Origin of the sequence: Neoroseomonas rubea (genome assembly GCF_016106015.1) — a bacterium.
Lineage (GTDB): Bacteria > Pseudomonadota > Alphaproteobacteria > Acetobacterales > Acetobacteraceae > Neoroseomonas > Neoroseomonas rubea.
This window is the reverse complement of the sequence record NZ_JACADQ010000069.1, coordinates 1-16,235: the sequence shown is the minus strand read 5'-3', so window position 1 is coordinate 16,235 and position 16,235 is coordinate 1. Positions and strand designations below refer to the sequence as shown.

Here is a 16,235-nt window from a genome sequence, read left to right as displayed (position 1 = left end):
GCGGCGGAGGCGCTGGCCGCGCGCTGCATGGCGCTCGAGCTCGCCCGCACGCGGGACGAGGGCGCGCTGCGCCCGGCCGATGCGGCCGCCGCGAAGCTCTTCGCGACCGAGGCCGCCGGCCGCGTCGCCGACCGCGTGCTGCAGGTCCATGGTGGGGAAGGCTACATGCGCGGCAGCGCGATCGAGCGGCTCTACCGGGATGTGCGGTTGCTGCGCATCCTGGATGGAACCTCGGAGATCCAGCGGATGGTGGTGGCGCGCGGCCTGTTCTCAGCCTGACAGCCGCCGCCAGCGCAGCGTCATCATCACCGCAACCAGCGCAAGCCCGAGCGCGAGCCCGACCCAGAGCCCCATCGGCCCCAGCCCCGCCCACCAGGCCAGCGCGAGCCCTGCCGGGAAGGCGAGGCCCCAATAGCCCAGCGCCGCGAACAGCATCGGCACGCGCGTATCCGCCAGCCCCCGCAGCGCGCCGCCCGCCACCACCTGCACGCCGTCCACCAGTTGGAACACGCCCGCGACGACGAGCAGCGTCGCACCCAGCGCGCGCACCTCCGCCGCCGAGGGATCGGCCGCGTCGATGAAGGCGGCCGCGATCGCATCCGCGCCCACGACCAGCACCGCGGCCATCGTCGCCATGAAGCCGCCGCCGATCACGATCGCGGTCCAGCCCGCCAGCGCAGCACCCGCCCTGTCGCCCGCGCCCAGCGCGAGCCCGACGCGCGCCGTCGCCGCCTGGCTTATGCCCATCGGCACCATGAAGGTCACGGCCGCGGTCTGCACCGCGATGGCATGGGCCGCGACCGCGACCGCGCCGAACCAGCCCATCGCCAGCGCGGCGGCGGTGAAGACGCCGATCTCGAGCAGCATCGACCCCGCGATGGGCAAGCCGAGGGCGAAGACGCGTCCGAGCCGCGGCGGGTCCGGCCGCCAGATGCGCCCGAACAGGTGGAAGCGGCGGAACACCCGGTCACGCGCCACCACGGCAAGCAGCGCCAGGAAGATCCCCGTATCCGCGATGGTCGCGGCGATGCCCGCGCCCGTCACGCCGAGCCCCGCCGGCACGATCAGCGCCCAGGCGATGGGGATGTTCAGCACCACGCCGGCAAGCGCGATCCACATCGCCGCCGCCGGCCGCTCCATCGCCGCAAGGAAGCCGCGCAGCACGACGAAGGCGCAAAAGCCCGGCAGGCTCCACAGCGCCGCGCGCGTGTAATCCTGCGCGAGCGCCGCCAGCGCCGGGTCCTGCCCCGTGGCCACCAGCAGCGCCCCGGCATGCCACAGCAGCAGGCCCGATGGCAGCGACGCGAGGGCGCAGGCCCAGAGCGCCGCGCGCAAGGACCGTCGCATCTCCCGCACCCAACCCCGCCCCGCCCCGTGGCCCCGCCGGCCCTCCCCGCGCGCGAGGGCGAGCAGCGGCGCGGCGGCGAGGGCAAGCCCGAAGGCCGGGGCGATCACGGCGAAATACAGGCTCGACCCCAGCATGCCGGCGGCCATCGCCTCGGTCCCCACGCGACCGAGCAGCAGCGTCTCGGTCACCGCCATCGCCATCTGGGACAGGTTCGTCAGCACGAGCGGCCAGGCGAGCAGCAGCGTCGCCGCCGCTTCGGCGCGCCAGCCCGCGCGGCGCGGCGGGGGTCCCGTCGCGGCGATGTTCCCGGCTTCCATGCCGCCCCTGTAGTGCGGCACGGTGCGCGCCGCCACCTTGCGCGCTATCTATGGCGCCGAATCCGAGACGAGGCCGCCATGCACCGTCGTGCCCTGATCGCCACCCCGCTTGCCGCGCCCATCCTGGCAAGCACCGCCGCCGCCCAGGCGCCATCCCTCGCCACCGAGGAATTCATGGTGCCGAGCGGCGACCCTGGCATCGAACTCTTCGTCCGCAACAAGCGGCCCGAATCGATGACCACCTTCGCGCCGGGGCGCAGCATCCTGTTCGTGCACGGCGCGACCTATCCGGCGCACACCGCCTTCGACCTGCCACTCGGCGGGCTGTCCTGGATGGACTACATCGCCGGGCGCGGCTTCGACGTCTGGTGCATGGACATCCGCGGCTATGGCCGCTCGACCCGCCCGCCCGAGATGGCGCAGCCGGCCGAGGCCAATCCGCCGATCGTGCGCGGCGACACGGCGGTGGCCGACATCTCGGCCGTTGCGGCCTTCATCCGCGCCCATCGCGGGCTGCCGCGCATCGTGCACATGGGCTGGTCCTGGGGCAGCACGCTGATGGGCCGCTTCGCCGCCGACAACCCGTCGCAGGTGGAACGCCTGATCCTGTTCGCGCCGCCCTGGCTGCGCGAAGGGGCGAGCCCCGCGGCCGCGACCGCCGGTGCGACCCTCGGCGCGTGGCGGACCGTGACGCAGGCCCAGGCGCGGGAACGCTGGATGAACGGCGTGCCGGAAGCCAAGCGCGCCGGCCTGATCCCGCCCGGCTGGTTCGAACACTGGGCCGGCGTCACCTGGGCGACCGACCCGGACGGTCTGCGGCGCAACCCTTCGGTCCTTCGCGCGCCGAACGGCGTGCTGCTCGACAGCCGCGAATACGCCCAGGCCGGCCGGCCCTACTGGGACCCGGCCAAGGTCACCGCGCCCACACTGCTGGTGGTTGCGGAATGGGACCGCGACACGCCGCCTTCCATGGCGACGGCGATCTTCCCGCTGCTGACCAACAGCCCGGGCAAGCGCCTGGTCATGCTGGCCGAAGGTACGCACACCATCCTGATGGAGCGCAACCGCGGCGCGCTGTTCCAGACGGTGCAGGGCTTCCTCGAGGAAGCGGCCGCGGCCTGAAAACATTCATGGTCGCGCAAGGAGAAGCGTGCGAGTCCTGGGGCGCCGCCGACCCGGCGGCCACCATGGAACATCGCACATGCTTCATCGCCGCTTTCTCGTCGCCTGCGCCGCGGGCGCGCTCGGCCTCGGCCTCGCCGGTGCTGCCGCCGCGCAGACCACCGACCCCTCCTTCCGGCTGAACAACCGGTCGAACCAGACGATCATGGAGCTCTATGTCTCCTCCTCCCAGGACCAGAACTGGGGCCGCGACCTGCTCGGCGCGAATGTGCTGCCGCCCGGCCAGACCTTCGTCGTCCGCCTGCCCGACGGCCAGTGCACCAACGACATCCGCATCGTCGTCGAAGGCGGCCGCGCGATCGAGCGCATGCAGGTCAACACCTGCAACCTGACCGACATCAACTACCCCTGACGCGCGCCGGCGCCTGGGCGTTGACAGCCCGGGCGCCGACAAACCACGCTTCCTGCCACTGTTCGTACCCGGGGGAAGCGCAGATGGCAGACCAGGACCAGACCAGGCGGCCCTTCCGGCTGCGCAGCCAGCGCTGGTTCGACGACCCGACCGACCCGGGCATGACCTCGCTCTATGTCGAGCGCATGCTGAACTTCGGCATGACGCGGGCCGAACTGCAGTCGGGGCGGCCGATCATCGGCATCGCCCAGACCGGTTCGGACATCGCGCCCTGCAACCGCCATCACATCGCGCTGGCCGAACGGGTGAAGGCCGGCATCCGCGACGCGGGCGGCGTGCCGCTCGAATTCCCGGTGCATCCGATCCAGGAGACGCTGAAGCGCCCGACCGCCGCGCTCGATCGCAACCTGCAATACCTCTCGCTCGTCGAGATCCTGCACGGCTACCCGATGGACGGCGTCGTGCTGACCATGGGCTGCGACAAGACCACGCCGGCACAGCTGATGGGGGCGGCGACCGTCAACATCCCGGCGATCGGCCTGTCCGGCGGGCCGATGCTGGACGGATGGTGGAAGGGGCGCCTCGCGGGGTCGGGCACCATCGTCTGGGAAGCGCGCAAGATGCTCGCCGCAGGCGAGATCGACAACGACACCTTCATCGAGATGGTGGCGGCGAGTGCGACCAGCGTCGGCCATTGCTCGACCATGGGCACGGCGCTGTCGATGAACTCCCTGGCCGAGGCGGTCGGCATGTCGCTCACCGGCTGCGCCGCCATCCCCGGCCCCTACCGCCAGCGCGCGCAGATCGCCTACGAGACCGGGCGCCGCATCGTGCGGATGGTGGAGGAGAACCTCCGCCCCTCCGACATCATGACGAAGAAGGCCTTCGAGAATGCCGTCGCGGTGGCCTCGGCGATCGGCGCTTCGTCGAACTGCCCGGTCCACATGGTCGCCGTCGCGCGGCACATGGGCGTGGATCATACGGTCGAGGACTGGCAGCGCGTCGGCGCTGACATCCCGTTGCTGGTGGATTGCCAGCCGGCCGGCCGCTTCCTGGGGGAAGCCTTCTACCGCGCCGGCGGCGTGCCCGCCGTGATGAAGCAGCTGCTCGATGCCGGGCTGCTGCATGGGGATGTGATGACCGTGACGGGCAGGACCCTCGCCGAGAACCTCGCCAATGTCCCCGCGCCCGACCCCGAGGTGATCCGCCCGCTCGCGAAGCCCATGAAGGAGCGCGCGGGCTTCGTCGTGCTATCGGGCAACCTGTTCGACAACGCGGTGATGAAGATCAGCGTCATCGACAAGGCGTTCCGCGACCGCTTCCTGTCCGACCCGCCCGACGTGTTCGAAGGCAAGGTCGCGGTCTTTGAGGGGCCGGAGGACTACCACGCGCGCATCGAGGACCCGGCGCTCGGCATCGACGACAAGACCGTCCTCGTCATCCGCAACTGCGGCCCAGTCGGCTATCCGGGTGCCGCGGAGGTGGTGAACATGCAGCCGCCCGCATCCCTTCTGAAGCGGGGCGTCACGGCGCTGCCGACCATGGGGGATGGGCGGCAGTCCGGCACCTCGGGCTCGCCCTCCATCCTCAACGTCTCGCCGGAAGCGGCGGTGGGTGGCGGCCTCGCGCTGCTGAAGGATGGCGACCCGATCCGCATCGACCTGCGCAGCCGCAAGGTGGACGTGCTGATCCCGGCCGAGGAACTCGCCGCGCGGCGGGCGGCCTGGAAGACTCCGGAGCTGGTGGACAAGACGCCGTGGGAACAGATCTACCGCAGCATGGTCGGCAGCCTCGGCACCGGCGGCTGCCTCGAGCCCGCGACGCTCTTCCTCAACATCCTCGAGACGCGCGGCGAGAGCCGCCACAACCACTGAAGGACCGCCGATGACGGGACGCCTTGCCGGGAAGCGCTGCTTCGTCACCGCCGCGGGCCAGGGGATCGGCCGCGCCGCCGCCCTGATGATGGCCGCCGAGGGTGCCACCGTGATCGCGACCGACCGGGATGCGCACAAGGTCGGCGACCTCGGCGCGCGCGGCATCACGCACCTGCCGCTCGATGTGCTCGACGACGCCGCGGTCGAGCGCGCGGCCAGGGAAGCCGGCCCGATCGACGTGCTGTTCAACTGTGCGGGCTTCGTCCACCAGAACTCCATCCTCACCTGCACGGACGAGGAATGGGATTTCGGCTTCGGCCTGAACGTGCGCGCCATGTGGAAGGTGGCGCGCGCCTTCATCCCCGGCATGCTGGAACGCAAGCGCGGCAGCATCGTCAACATGTCGAGCGCCTGTTCCTCGGTGAAGGGCGCGCCGAACCGCTTCCTGTACGGCACCACCAAGGCGGCCGTGATCGGCCTGACCAAGTCCATCGCGACCGACTATGTCGGCCAGGGCATCCGCTGCAACTGCCTTTGCCCCGGCACGGTGGACACCCCTTCCCTGCATGAGCGCATCGCGGCCAATGCCGCCGCCGCGGGCTCGGCCGAGGCGGCGCGCGCCGCCTTCGTCGCCCGCCAGGCCATGGGGCGCCTCGCCACCGCCGAGGAGATGGCCGCCCTGGTCGTCTACCTGGCGGCGGATGAGAGCGCCTTCGTCACCGGCCAGGCCATCGTCATAGACGGCGGCTGGACCTTGTGAGTATGAGACGCCGTTTCGCAAAGGAGGCCTATGTCCATGGGGTTTGAACTTGCCGTGCCACTGCTGGCGATGATGGGTGCCGTCGTGCTGGCGGGCATGGTGGATGAAGCGGCGATGCCCGCCTTCATGACGCTCGGCTCCATCTGCATGCTGGTCGGCCTGCTGATCTGGAACGGCACGATCATGTTGCCGGCGAACCAGGCGGTTGCCCTCGGCTTCGTCGCCGCCGGCTTCGCGCTGTTCGGCCATGTGCGCGGGGCGCCACGGCGGGTCTGACCCGGCACCGGCCGCGGCCCTTCCGGCCGCGGCCTTCCCCTGGCATGTTGGTCCGCCAGGACCACAGCCAGGAACACCAAGATGAAACTGCTGCGCTACGGACCGCCCGGGGCTGAAAAGCCGGGCCTTCTCGATTCCGAAGGCGCGATCCGCGACCTTTCCGGCGTGATCCCGGACATTGCGGGCGATGCGCTGTCGCCCGCCTCCCTTGCGCGCATCGCGGCACTCGACCCAGCCTCGCTGCCAAAGGTCGGCGGCACGCCACGCCTGGGTCCGCCGGTGACGGGGATGAAGAACCTCGTCTGCATCGGCCTGAACTACGCCGACCACGCGGCAGAGACAGGCGCGCCGATTCCCAAGGAACCGATCGTGTTCCTCAAGTCGCTCAACGCGCTGTCGGGGCCGAATGACGACGTCGTCATTCCCCGCAACAGCGTGAAGACCGACTGGGAAGTCGAACTCGCCGTCATCATCGGCACGCGCGCGAAGTATGTGAGCGAGGAGAACGCGCTCGACCACGTCGCCGGCTATGCCGTCGGCAACGACGTGTCGGAACGCGAATGGCAGGCCGAACGCGGCGGCGCCTGGGACAAGGGCAAGGGTTTCGACACCTTCGGCCCGCTCGGCCCCTGGCTGGTCACGAAGGACGAGATCCCCGATCCGCAGAACCTTTCGATGTTCTGCGACGTGGACGGCGTGCGCCAGCAGGATGGCTCGACGCGCACCATGATCTTCGGCGTCAAGCAGATCATCGCCTATGTCAGCCAGTGCATCACGCTCAACCCGGGCGACGTGATCTTCACCGGCACGCCGCCGGGCGTGGGGCTGGGCAAGAAGCCCTCTCCCGTCTTCCTCAAGGCGGGGCAGGCGATGCGCCTCGGCATCGCCGGGCTTGGGGAGCAGCAGCAGAAGCTGGTGGCCTCCCCATGATCCGCGCGGCGCTGATCGGCCTGGTGGTGCTCGCGCCGGGCCTCGCCCTCGCCCAGCAGCAGCAGCGCCAGCAGGCGCCGCGGCAGGATGATCTTGGCGCGCAGGTGGAACGCAACATGCGCACCTGCATGGGCAACTCCCAGGATACGGGGCTTGCCCGGTCCTGCATGGACGGGCAGCGCGCGGCGGTCGCCCCGCGTCTTGCCCGCGCAGTGGAACGGCTGCTGGAAACACAGTCCGACCCTGCGCGGCGCGCCGCGCTTGCCGGCGTGCAGGACTCCTGGGCCGCCTATCGCGACCGGCGCTGCGACTTCGCCGGCACGAATCCCGAGCGCGGCGCCGATGCCGCGGCCGACCGCGCCGCCTGCCTGCTGCAGTTCGATGTCGGCCGGACGGTCGAGATCGAGCGCGCGCTCGAACCCCCGCCGCCGCCGCGCCCGCAGCAGCAGCAGCAGCAGCAGCGCCGGTGACCGACACGCCGACACTTGTGATCTTCGACTTCCCGGCCCGCCCGCCCGGCGGGCCGGAGCAGGCCGCGGCGATCCGCGCGCTGGCCGAGGACATCGCCGCCGAGCCCGATCTTCTGTGGAAGATCTGGACGGAATCGGCCGAGGAGAAGCGCGCCGGCGGCATCTACCTGTTCCGCTCCCGCGCGGCGGCGGAAGCCTATCACGCCAAGCACGCCGCGCGACTGACCAAGGCCGGGATCACGGGGATCGAGGCGACCTACCGGACCTTCAACGGGCCGCTGACCGCGATCACGCGCGGCCCCGTCGGCTGACCCAGCTTTCGCTCGCGCCCGGATCGCGGCGGGCGTAGCCTCCCGCCTCGGCGCCCATGCGCGTCCTCTGCCCATGGGCGCGGAGGATCCAGCCATGGCCATGTACCATCAGGGCAACCGGGACCTTCAGGATGCCTTCGGCACGCGCGCGCTGGCCGACCGCATGGAAGAGCGCATCCGACGGCCCGCCTTCACCGAGGAGGACGCGGCCTTCGTCGCATCCCTGTCCTTCTTCTTCCTCGCGACCGCCGATGCGGATGGCCACCCCGACTGCTCCTTCAAGGGCGGCGATCCGGGGTTGGCGCGCGTGGTCGCGCCCAACCTGCTCGTCTTTCCCGACTATGACGGCAACGGGATGTTCAAGAGCCTGGGGAACATCCGCGCCAATCCGCATGTCGGGCTGCTGTTCATCGCGCTCGAGGACAAGCCGCGCCGGCTGCGGGTGAACGGCACGGCGCGGGTGGCGCTGGACGACCCGCTGATGGCGGGCTTCGAGGGCGCGCAGGCGCTGGTGCGCGTGACCCCGGTCGACATCTTCCCCAACTGCCCGCGCAACATCCCGCGCATGCGGGTGATGGAAGCCGCGCCGCATGTGCCGCGCTGCGGCGTGCCGCGCGTGGAGCCCGCCTGGAAGACCTACGAGATGTTCGCCGACGTGGTGCCGCCGCGGAAGGCGTGAGCCTGCCTCAGCCGCGGCCGTATCCGGCGAACTGCGCGCGCGCCTCGGCGAGCTCGGCGTCGGTCAACAGGACAGGATCGAGCCCCGCCGCGAGCAGGTCGAGATACTGGCCGGCGAGGTTCTCGACCTCGAAGGCGAGCGCCACGGCGGCGGCGAGCGTCGCGCCGACCGTCACCACGCCGTGGTTCGCAAGAAGCGCGGCGCGCCGGTCGCGCAGCGCGGCGACGGCGTTGTCCGCCAGCGCCGCCGTGCCGAAGGTGGCGTGCGCCGCGCAGCGCACATCCCCGCCCGCCATCAGCACCATGTAGTGGAAGGGCGGGATGCCGCGCCGCGCGCAGGACAGGGCCGTGGCGCGCGGGCTGTGGGTGTGCACCACGGCCTGCGCATCCGGCCGCGCGGCGTAGATGGCGGCGTGGAGCTGCCATTCGGAGGAGGGGCGGTGGTGCCCCGTCTCGGTGCCGTCGGCGGCCACGCGCACCAGGTCGGCCTCGGTGGTTTCCGCATAGGGCAGCGCGGCGGGCGTGATGACGAAGCCATCGCTGTCGCGGATCGACAGGTTGCCGGATTTCGAGGGCATGAAGTTCGCGGCCTCGAGGCGCCGCGCGGCGGCGATCAGCGACCAGCGATCCATGTCGGAACCTCCGCGAGTATTCGCAGGCTGCCGCCCAGGGCGATCAGGCCGATGGCACGCCCCCACCAGATGCTGGCTGCCTCAAGGTGGCGGCGTGCGTCCGGTGGCCATGGACGCAGCGGGTCCGGGTTCCACAACTTCATGTTCGACATCGGCGCGCCTGCTCGCGTGGCACGCATTTGGAAGACGCCCGCTGCGAAGGCGCAGACGACGCCGGCAATCATCACGCCATGGCCTACAAAGGGGAGCACCGAGGCGAACCAAGCGACGATCGCCTCGCCGCTCATCGCGCGGCATCCGCAGCAGTGCCGGCCAACCCGGTCAGCACCAGATACAGCATCGTCAGCCCCCATCGCGCCAGCACCCGGTGAATATGCGGGCGTGCCGCCGCCTGCACGCGGTCCGACATCACGAATCAGTCGCAGCCGTTGACCAGCTGCCGCGACCCGCCAATGCGCACTGCACGCTGGCCTTCGACCCGCGCCTCACCGCCAGGCTGGCGGTGACAAGGCCGAGCAGCGCGACCAAGGCCTGGAGCAGCGTAGTCACATCGTCGCCCCCAGCACCCAGGGCGCGAATTCCTGCGCGCCGAAGCCCATCGCCTCGCTCTTCGTGGGCTCGCCCGAGGCCGTGCGCAGCATCAGCTCGAAGATGCGCTGTCCGCAGGCCTCCACGCTCTCCCCGCCGCTGACGATCTCCCCGCAATTGATGTCCATGTCTTCCGACAGGCGTTCATGCATCGCGGTGTTGGTCGCGAGCTTGATCGACGGCGCCGGCTTCATCCCGAAGACGCTGCCGCGGCCGGTGGTGAAACACACCAGGTTCGCTCCGCCCGCCACCTGGCCCGTCGCGCCCACCGGGTCGTAGCCCGGCGTGTCCATGAAGACGAAGCCCTTCGCCGTGACGGGCTCGGCATAGCGATAGACCTCGACGAGGTTCGTCGTGCCGGCCTTGGCCATGGCACCCAGCGACTTCTCCAGGATGGTGGTCAGCCCGCCCGCCTTGTTGCCCGGCGACGGGTTGGCGTTCATCTCCGCACCCTGGCGCGCGGTGTACGCCTCCCACCACTGCATCACGTCCACCAGCTTCTGCCCGACCTCGCGCGACACCGCGCGGCGCGTCAGCAGGTGTTCCGCGCCATAGGTCTCGGGGCTCTCGGAGAGGATCACCGTGCCGCCATGCCGCACGACGAGGTCGCTCGCCGCGCCGAGGGCGGGATTCGCCGTGATGCCCGAATAACCGTCCGATCCGCCGCATTGCAGCGCGACGCAGAGTTCGGAAGCCGGCACCGGCACGCGCGTCGCCGTGTTCGATTCGGCCAGTACCTCACGGACAAAGTCCATCCCCTTCAGCACGGTCGATCGCGACCCGCCGCTGTCCTGGATGTCCATGCTGCGCAGCCGCCCGGTGAGCTTCTGTTCCTCCAGCATCGGGCCGAGCTGGTTGACCTCGCAGCCCAGGCCGATGGCGATGACGTGGGAGAAGTTGGCATGCCGCGCGAAGCCGGCGAGCGTGCGGCGCAGCACGCGCAGCGGCTCGTCCATCGTCATGCCGCAGCCGGTCTTGTGCGTCAGCGCCACCACGCCATCGACATTCGGCCAGGCTTCCAGCGGGTCATGCCCGGTGATCGGGTTGCGCTCGAACTGCCGCGCGATGAGTTCGGCCACATGCGCCGAGCAGTTCACGGAGGTGACGATGCCGATGTAGTTGCGCGTCGCCACGCGCCCATCGGCGCGGCGGATGCCCATGAAGGTCGCGGGCACGTCGACGTAGTCCGTCGGCTTCGCATCCACGCCCCAGGCATAGTCACGGGCGAAGTCGCCCATTTCGCAATTGTGGGTGTGCACCCAGGCGCCCGGCGCGATCGCATCCGTCGCGAAGCCGATGATCTGGCCGTAGCGGCGGATCGGCTCGCCCTTCGCATGCGGCCGCACCGCGACCTTGTGGCCGGCGGGGATGCGGCGTTCGCCCACGCTGATGCCGGGTGCCACCTCGGTCCCCGGCGCGAGCACGGTGCGCGCGATAACCACGCCATCCTCGGGGTGCAGGCGGATCACGGGCGGCAGCGTCGTCGTCACCATCGGTCGTTCCTCCTCAGGTAGCAGGCATCCTAGCCGAGCCGCCGCGCCGCGCATCCCCGCTTGCGCGCGGCGCCGAAGCGGTGCATCCAACGCGCGGACACCTTGGGGAGCCCCGTCCGGGGGCTGAGAGGCGGGCTTCACCCGCGACCCATGGAACCTGATCCGGTTCGGACCGGTGTAGGGAACGGTGCCACCCGTTCGTCCGCGCGTTCAGCCCCCGCCGGGGGACACGCGCGGCGCTGCGCGGGCCCCCGTCCCTCCGCCGGCCATGGAGGGAACGATGTTGGACCGCCGCACGCTGCTCGCCGCCACCGCCGCCGCGTCCTTCGCGCGCGCCGCATCCGCCCAGACGGCGCGCGCACGCACACTGCGCTTCATGCCGCAGGCCGCCCTCGCGGTGCTCGACCCCATCTTCAACCCGACGACCATCGTCACGACGCATGGCTACTGCGTGTTCGACACGCTCTATGGCGCCGACCGCGCGCTGCGCCCGCGCCCGCAGATGGCGCAGGGGCATGAGACCTCCGCCGACGGCCTGACCTGGACGATCCGCCTGCGGGAGGGGCTGTTCTTCCACGACGGCGAACCGGTGCGCGCGAAGGACTGCGTCGCCTCGATCCGCCGCTGGGCGGTGCGGGACGCCTTCGGCCAGGTGATGATGGGCGCGGTGGCCGAGATCGCCGCGACCGATGACCGCACCCTCACCTTCCGCCTGCGCCGCCCCTTCCCCGCGCTGCTCGACGCGCTGGCCAAGCCCGCCGCCTCCCCCTGCTTCATGATGCCGGAGCGGCTTGCCGCGACACCCGCCGACCGTGCGATCACGGAGATGGTCGGCTCCGGCCCCTGGACCTTCGTCCCGGGCGAGTTCAGCGCGGGCAGCCGCGCGGTCTATGCGCGGAACGAGCGCTACGTCCCGCGCGACGAACCCGCCGACGCGGCCGCGGGCGGCAAGCGCGTGCATTTCGACCGGCTGGAACTCACCTGGATCCCCGATGGCGGCACCGCCGTCGCCGCGCTCCGCACCGGGGAGATCGACTGGATCGAATACCCGCTGCCCGACCTGGTGCCGGTGCTGCAGCGGGAGCGCGGCATCACGACGCAGGTCTACGATCCGAACGGCTTCCTCGGCTTCCTCCGCTTCAACCACCTGCACAAGCCGTTCGACGATGTGCGCGTGCGCCGCGCCATCCGCGACGCGCTGGTGCAGCCGGACTTCATGTCGGCCGTCGCGCTGGAAGGGGACTGGCGGGAATGCCATGCCATGTTCCCCTGCGGCCTGCCCGGCGTGACGGAGTTCCCCGCCGCACCGCGCGGCGCCGCGGCGATGGACCGCGCCCGCGCCGCGCTTCGGGAGGCGGGCTACAATGGCGAGCCCATCGTGCACGTGAACCCGACCGACTTCGCGGCGGTGACGATGCAGGGCCGCGTCACCGCGGACCTGATGCGCCGGCTCGGCGTGAACATCCAGCTGGTCGAGGCCGACTGGGCCACCACCATCGCGCGCCGCGCCAACCGCAACCCGCCGGCGCAGGGCGGGTGGAACCTGCACAACACCAACTTCCCCGCGGCCGGCATCGCCAACCCGGCGCTCTCGCCCATCATCCGCATGCATGGGGACCGCGCCTGGTTCGGCTGGCCGTCGGATGCAGGCGTGGAGGAACAGGTGCAGGCCTGGATCGACGCCCCGACGGCCGAGGCCCAGCAGGCAGCGATGCGCCGCGTGCAGGATCTGGCGTGGGAGGCGGTGCCCTTCGCGCCGACCGGCCTGTTCCGCCTGCGCACGGCCTTCCGCAGCGACCTCACCGGCGTGCTGCAGGGGCCGAACCCCTTCGTGTGGAACCTTCGCCGGGGGTAGCCTGGCTCAGCCTTCCCCGGCGTCGAAGGGGCGGAGCGGCAGGCCGCGGATCGCCTTCTCGGCTGCGAGCGCCCCGTCGGCGCGGGCGGCGGCGATGGCGCCCTTTTCCTCCCCGGCCGTGACCGCGACGATGCGCGCCGCGTCGATCGCGGCCGCCCGCATCTCCTCCTGCCCGCGACGCCAGGCGCGCGCGAGAGCAGCCAGGACGGCCGGGTCGCTCAGCACCCGCCGGGCACCGCTTCCAGCTTCACCATCCGGCCCTCCACCACGAATTCGCGGAAATCCATGGTGAGCTGGTCGGCGATGCCGTTCTCCCAGTAGCGCAGCGAGACCTCGTAGGACGGCGTCGTCGCGCCGCCGCTCTGCTGCTGCGCGTCGCGGTCGAAGAAGGCGATGCGCATGCGCACGGACCCCAGCGGCGAGAGGGACGGGAATTCCGCCACCTCCCGCGGGCCGTCCCAGGCGGACATCACCGTCGTGCTGTCCTGCACCCCATCGGCCGAGGTGCCGTCGAACAGCGGCCCGACCAGCAGGCGTTGCCCGCCCCGCGCCGCGTTCAGCGCGAGGATGGTGTGCCGGTTCGGCAGCATCGTCCCCGGCGGCAGCCTCTCCTCCTTCGCCTCGGGTTCCGAGTAGCGGACCACGCCCGAGCCATCGGCCTGCAACTCGGCCTCCCCCGCCACGCGGCTGGTGACGGCGCCTTGCGTCATCTGCGTCAGGGTGAAGCGCAGCCGGCGGCCGTCGCGGCTTTCGAAGGTGGCGTAGTCGGAGGCGGTTTCGAGTTCCGTCCCCTCCCGGTCCGTGATGGTCAGGGAGAAGCGCTGCCGCGTCGTCCAGCCGTCGCAGGCATCGAGCACCTCATAGGCCATGGCGCCGTTGGCGCTGGCGATGTTCCCGGCCTCCCGCGCATTGGACAGGCTGAGCCGATAGGCCGCGCGATGCGCCGCGAGGTGTTCCGCCCCGATCTGCCGGTCCATCGGCACCGGGGTCGCGGCGGCCGGCGCCTGCGCATGGCCCGGCCCGGCCAGGACCAGGCCGGTGAGCAGGGCGGTGGCGAGGCGAAGCCGCATCTTGGTCTCCTGGCTGTCCGGCACGGATACCAACTTAGGGTGCCTTGGGCTTCTCCGCACCCTTCGCGGGGGGCAGGTCGAGCCGGATGTGCAATTCCTTGAGCCTGGCGGGCGGCACCGGCGCGGGCGCCTGCATCATCAGGTCCTCCCCCTGCTGGTTCAGGGGGAAGAGGATGACCTCGCGGATGTTAGGCTCCTCGGCCAGCAACATCACGATCCGGTCGATCCCCGGCGCCGAGCCGCCATGCGGGGGCGCGCCGTAGCGGAAGGCGTTCAGCATCCCCCCGAAGCGGTCCTCGACATCCTGGGCGGTGTAGCCGGCGATCTCGAAGGCGCGGATCATGATCTCCGGGCGGTGGTTGCGGATCGCGCCGCTGCTCAGTTCCACGCCGTTGCAGACGATGTCGTACTGGAACGCCTTGATGTCCAAGGGGTTCATCGTGTTCAGCGCCTCGAGCCCGCCCTGCGGCATGCTGAAGGGGTTGTGGCTGAAGTCGATCTGCCCCGTCTCCTCGTTCAGCTCGTACATCGGGAAGTCGACGATCCAGCAGAAGCGGAATTCCTTCTGGGCGATCAGGTCGAGCTCCTCGCCGAGCCGCGTGCGGACCTTGCCCGCGAACTTCGGCGCCTCGTCCTTCTTGCCGGCGGCGAAGAACACCGCGTCGCCGGGGTTCAGGCCGCAGGCGGCGCGGATCGCCTCCACGCGGTCGGCCTCGAGGTTCTTCGCGATCGGGCCCTTGGCGCCATCCGCGGCGAACTGGATGTAGCCGAGGCCGCCCGCGCCTTCGGCCCGCGCCCATTCGTTCAGCTTGTCGAAGAAGCCGCGCGGCTTGTCGGCCGCCCCCGGCGCGGGGATGGCGCGCACGATGCCGCCCGCGGCGGCGATCTTCGCGAACAGCCCGAAGCCCGAGCCGGCGAAGTGCGCGGTGACATCGGTGATCTTCAGCGGGTTGCGCAGGTCCGGCTTGTCCGACCCATATTCCAGCATCGCCGTGTCGTAGGCGATGCGCGGGAAGGGCGCGCCGTACACTTTCCGATCGCCCGCGAACTCCTCGAACACCCCGGCGATCACCGGCTCGATCGCGGCGAAGACGTCTTCCTGCGTGACGAAGCTCATCTCGAAGTCGAGCTGGTAGAACTCCCCGGGGGATCGGTCGGCGCGCGAGGCCTCGTCGCGGAAGCAGGGGGCGATCTGGAAGTAGCGGTCGAAGCCCGCGACCATCGCCAGCTGCTTGAACTGCTGCGGCGCCTGCGGCAGCGCGTAGAACTTGCCCGGATGGTTGCGCGCGGGGACGAGGAAGTCGCGCGCCCCTTCCGGGCTGGAGGCCGTCAGGATCGGCGTCTGGAACTCGGTGAAGCCCTGCTCGATCATGCGCCGGCGGATGGAGGCGATGACCCCCGCGCGCAGCATGATGTTGCGGTGCTGCCGTTCGCGCCGCAGGTCGAGGAAGCGGTAGCGCAGGCGCAGGTCCTCGGGGAATTCCTGTTCCCCGGCCACCTGGATGGGCAGCTGCTCGGCGGCGGACTGGATCACCACTTCCCGCACGCGGAGCTCGATCTCCCCGGTCGGCAGGCGGGGGTTCACCGTGCCGGGTTCGCGCAGCACCACCTCGCCGGTGATGGTCACCACGCTTTCGGGGCGGGTCTCCTCGAGCGTCGGCAGCAGGGGCGACCCCGCCGCGACGACGCATTGCGTCAGGCCGTAATGGTCGCGGAGGTCCACGAACAGCACGCCGCCATGGTCGCGCTTGCGGTGCACCCAGCCGGAGATGCGCACGGTCTTGCCGGCGTCGGAGGCGCGGAGCGCCGCGCAGGTATGGGTGCGGTAGGCGTGCATGGGCTGGCAACCGTGGTCTGGGATGGAAGGCCGCGCAGAGGGACCGAGAGGGCCTGGGCTGTCAAGCGTGGCGCCCGGAAGGGCGGCCTTTTCCGTGACATGCGCGTTTCGGACAAATTCCCCGCCATGGCGGGCGGGCGGCTGGCGGGGTGGGGCGACGCGGGCGGGGCGGCTTTCCGCGCCATGCAGGTTTCGGACAAATTCCCCGCCCTCGCGCGCGGGGCGCGACCGGGCGGCCGGCCCGCGCAGATCGCAAGAACAT

At 71.0% G+C, this 16,235-nt stretch carries 19 protein-coding genes and 1 riboswitch; of the genes, 11 read left to right on the top strand and 8 right to left on the bottom strand.

The annotated features are described in order from the left end of the window. A partial coding sequence (locus HW577_RS09740) for an acyl-CoA dehydrogenase family protein (RefSeq protein ID WP_232474806.1) occupies positions 1-279 on the top strand: 279 nt, incomplete at its 5' end. On the opposite strand, the gene HW577_RS09735 is transcribed toward HW577_RS09740, so the two are convergent. Beyond that, positions 271-1,701, bottom strand: a complete 1,431-nt coding sequence (locus HW577_RS09735; protein WP_332837600.1) for an MATE family efflux transporter — start codon at positions 1,699-1,701, stop codon at positions 271-273. The genes HW577_RS09740 and HW577_RS09735 overlap by 9 nt on opposite strands. Before the next feature lie 42 nt (positions 1,702-1,743). Between HW577_RS09735 and HW577_RS09730 the strand changes: the two genes are divergently transcribed. The 9 genes from HW577_RS09730 to HW577_RS09690 all read left to right on the top strand — a co-directional run bounded on the left by HW577_RS09730 (position 1,744) and on the right by HW577_RS09690 (position 8,499). Continuing rightward, positions 1,744-2,787 carry an alpha/beta hydrolase gene (locus tag HW577_RS09730; protein ID WP_198375945.1) on the top strand — a complete coding sequence of 348 codons (1,044 nt, stop codon included), beginning with the start codon at positions 1,744-1,746 and terminating at the stop codon, positions 2,785-2,787. 79 nt (positions 2,788-2,866) lie between these two features. Continuing rightward, positions 2,867-3,199, top strand: a complete 333-nt coding sequence (locus tag HW577_RS09725; protein WP_198375944.1) for a hypothetical protein — start codon at positions 2,867-2,869, stop codon at positions 3,197-3,199. An 83-nt stretch (positions 3,200-3,282) separates the two neighbouring features. Further along, entirely contained in the window at positions 3,283-5,073 is a 1,791-nt protein-coding gene (locus tag HW577_RS09720) for an IlvD/Edd family dehydratase (RefSeq protein ID WP_198375943.1), read from the top strand. 10 nt (positions 5,074-5,083) lie between these two features. Beyond that, positions 5,084-5,833, top strand: a complete 750-nt coding sequence (locus tag HW577_RS09715; RefSeq protein ID WP_198375942.1) for an SDR family oxidoreductase — start codon at positions 5,084-5,086, stop codon at positions 5,831-5,833. A 36-nt stretch (positions 5,834-5,869) separates the two neighbouring features. Next, complete coding sequence (locus HW577_RS09710; protein WP_198375941.1) at positions 5,870-6,109, top strand: hypothetical protein; 240 nt, start codon at positions 5,870-5,872, stop codon at positions 6,107-6,109. An 81-nt stretch (positions 6,110-6,190) separates the two neighbouring features. Next, entirely contained in the window at positions 6,191-7,039 is an 849-nt protein-coding gene (locus tag HW577_RS09705; protein ID WP_198375940.1) for a fumarylacetoacetate hydrolase family protein, read from the top strand. Further along, on the top strand, positions 7,036-7,509 hold the full coding sequence (locus tag HW577_RS09700) for a lysozyme inhibitor LprI family protein (RefSeq protein WP_198375939.1): 474 nt from the start codon (positions 7,036-7,038) through the stop codon (positions 7,507-7,509). Before HW577_RS09705 ends, HW577_RS09700 begins: the two co-directional genes overlap by 4 nt. Beyond that, the gene (locus HW577_RS26870; protein ID WP_332837598.1) at positions 7,506-7,820 is read left to right on the top strand and encodes a YdhR family protein; all 315 of its coding nucleotides are present in this window, start codon (positions 7,506-7,508) and stop codon (positions 7,818-7,820) included. Before HW577_RS09700 ends, HW577_RS26870 begins: the two co-directional genes overlap by 4 nt. A 94-nt stretch (positions 7,821-7,914) precedes the next feature. Then, positions 7,915-8,499, top strand: coding sequence for a pyridoxamine 5'-phosphate oxidase family protein (locus tag HW577_RS09690; protein WP_198375938.1), 585 nt, complete (start codon positions 7,915-7,917; stop codon positions 8,497-8,499). A 7-nt stretch (positions 8,500-8,506) separates the two neighbouring features. On the opposite strand, the gene HW577_RS09685 is transcribed toward HW577_RS09690, so the two are convergent. The 4 genes from HW577_RS09685 to HW577_RS09675 form a co-directional block, all read right to left on the bottom strand. Then, positions 8,507-9,130, bottom strand: a complete 624-nt coding sequence (locus tag HW577_RS09685) for a class II aldolase/adducin family protein (RefSeq protein ID WP_198375937.1) — start codon at positions 9,128-9,130, stop codon at positions 8,507-8,509. Next, positions 9,112-9,417, bottom strand: coding sequence for a hypothetical protein (locus tag HW577_RS09680; protein ID WP_198375936.1), 306 nt, complete (start codon positions 9,415-9,417; stop codon positions 9,112-9,114). Before HW577_RS09680 ends, HW577_RS09685 begins: the two co-directional genes overlap by 19 nt. Next, positions 9,414-9,539, bottom strand: a complete 126-nt coding sequence (locus HW577_RS26865) for a hypothetical protein (RefSeq protein ID WP_269769526.1) — start codon at positions 9,537-9,539, stop codon at positions 9,414-9,416. The genes HW577_RS09680 and HW577_RS26865 overlap by 4 nt, the downstream gene beginning before the upstream one ends. Before the next feature lie 136 nt (positions 9,540-9,675). After that, entirely contained in the window at positions 9,676-11,211 is a 1,536-nt protein-coding gene (locus tag HW577_RS09675; protein WP_198375935.1) for a UxaA family hydrolase, read from the bottom strand. 93 nt (positions 11,212-11,304) lie between these two features. Further along, a riboswitch (TPP riboswitch) is annotated at positions 11,305-11,413 on the top strand. A 78-nt stretch (positions 11,414-11,491) separates the two neighbouring features. Between HW577_RS09675 and HW577_RS09670 the strand changes: the two genes are divergently transcribed. Further along, a complete protein-coding gene (locus HW577_RS09670; protein WP_198375934.1) occupies positions 11,492-13,066 on the top strand; it encodes an ABC transporter substrate-binding protein in 1,575 nt (524 codons plus the stop codon). A 6-nt stretch (positions 13,067-13,072) separates the two neighbouring features. On the opposite strand, the gene HW577_RS09665 is transcribed toward HW577_RS09670, so the two are convergent. The 3 genes from HW577_RS09665 to aspS are packed head-to-tail and all read right to left on the bottom strand — an operon-like array spanning position 13,073 to position 15,973. Beyond that, positions 13,073-13,291: a hypothetical protein gene (locus HW577_RS09665; protein WP_198375933.1), complete on the bottom strand. Its 219-nt coding sequence runs from the start codon at positions 13,289-13,291 to the stop codon at positions 13,073-13,075. Continuing rightward, a complete protein-coding gene (locus tag HW577_RS09660) occupies positions 13,285-14,136 on the bottom strand; it encodes an EipB family protein (RefSeq protein ID WP_232474805.1) in 852 nt (283 codons plus the stop codon). Before HW577_RS09660 ends, HW577_RS09665 begins: the two co-directional genes overlap by 7 nt. A gap of 34 nt (positions 14,137-14,170) precedes the next feature. Next, complete coding sequence (gene aspS / locus HW577_RS09655) at positions 14,171-15,973, bottom strand: aspartate--tRNA ligase (RefSeq protein WP_198375932.1); 1,803 nt, start codon at positions 15,971-15,973, stop codon at positions 14,171-14,173. Positions 15,974-16,235: the final 262 nt, after the last annotated feature.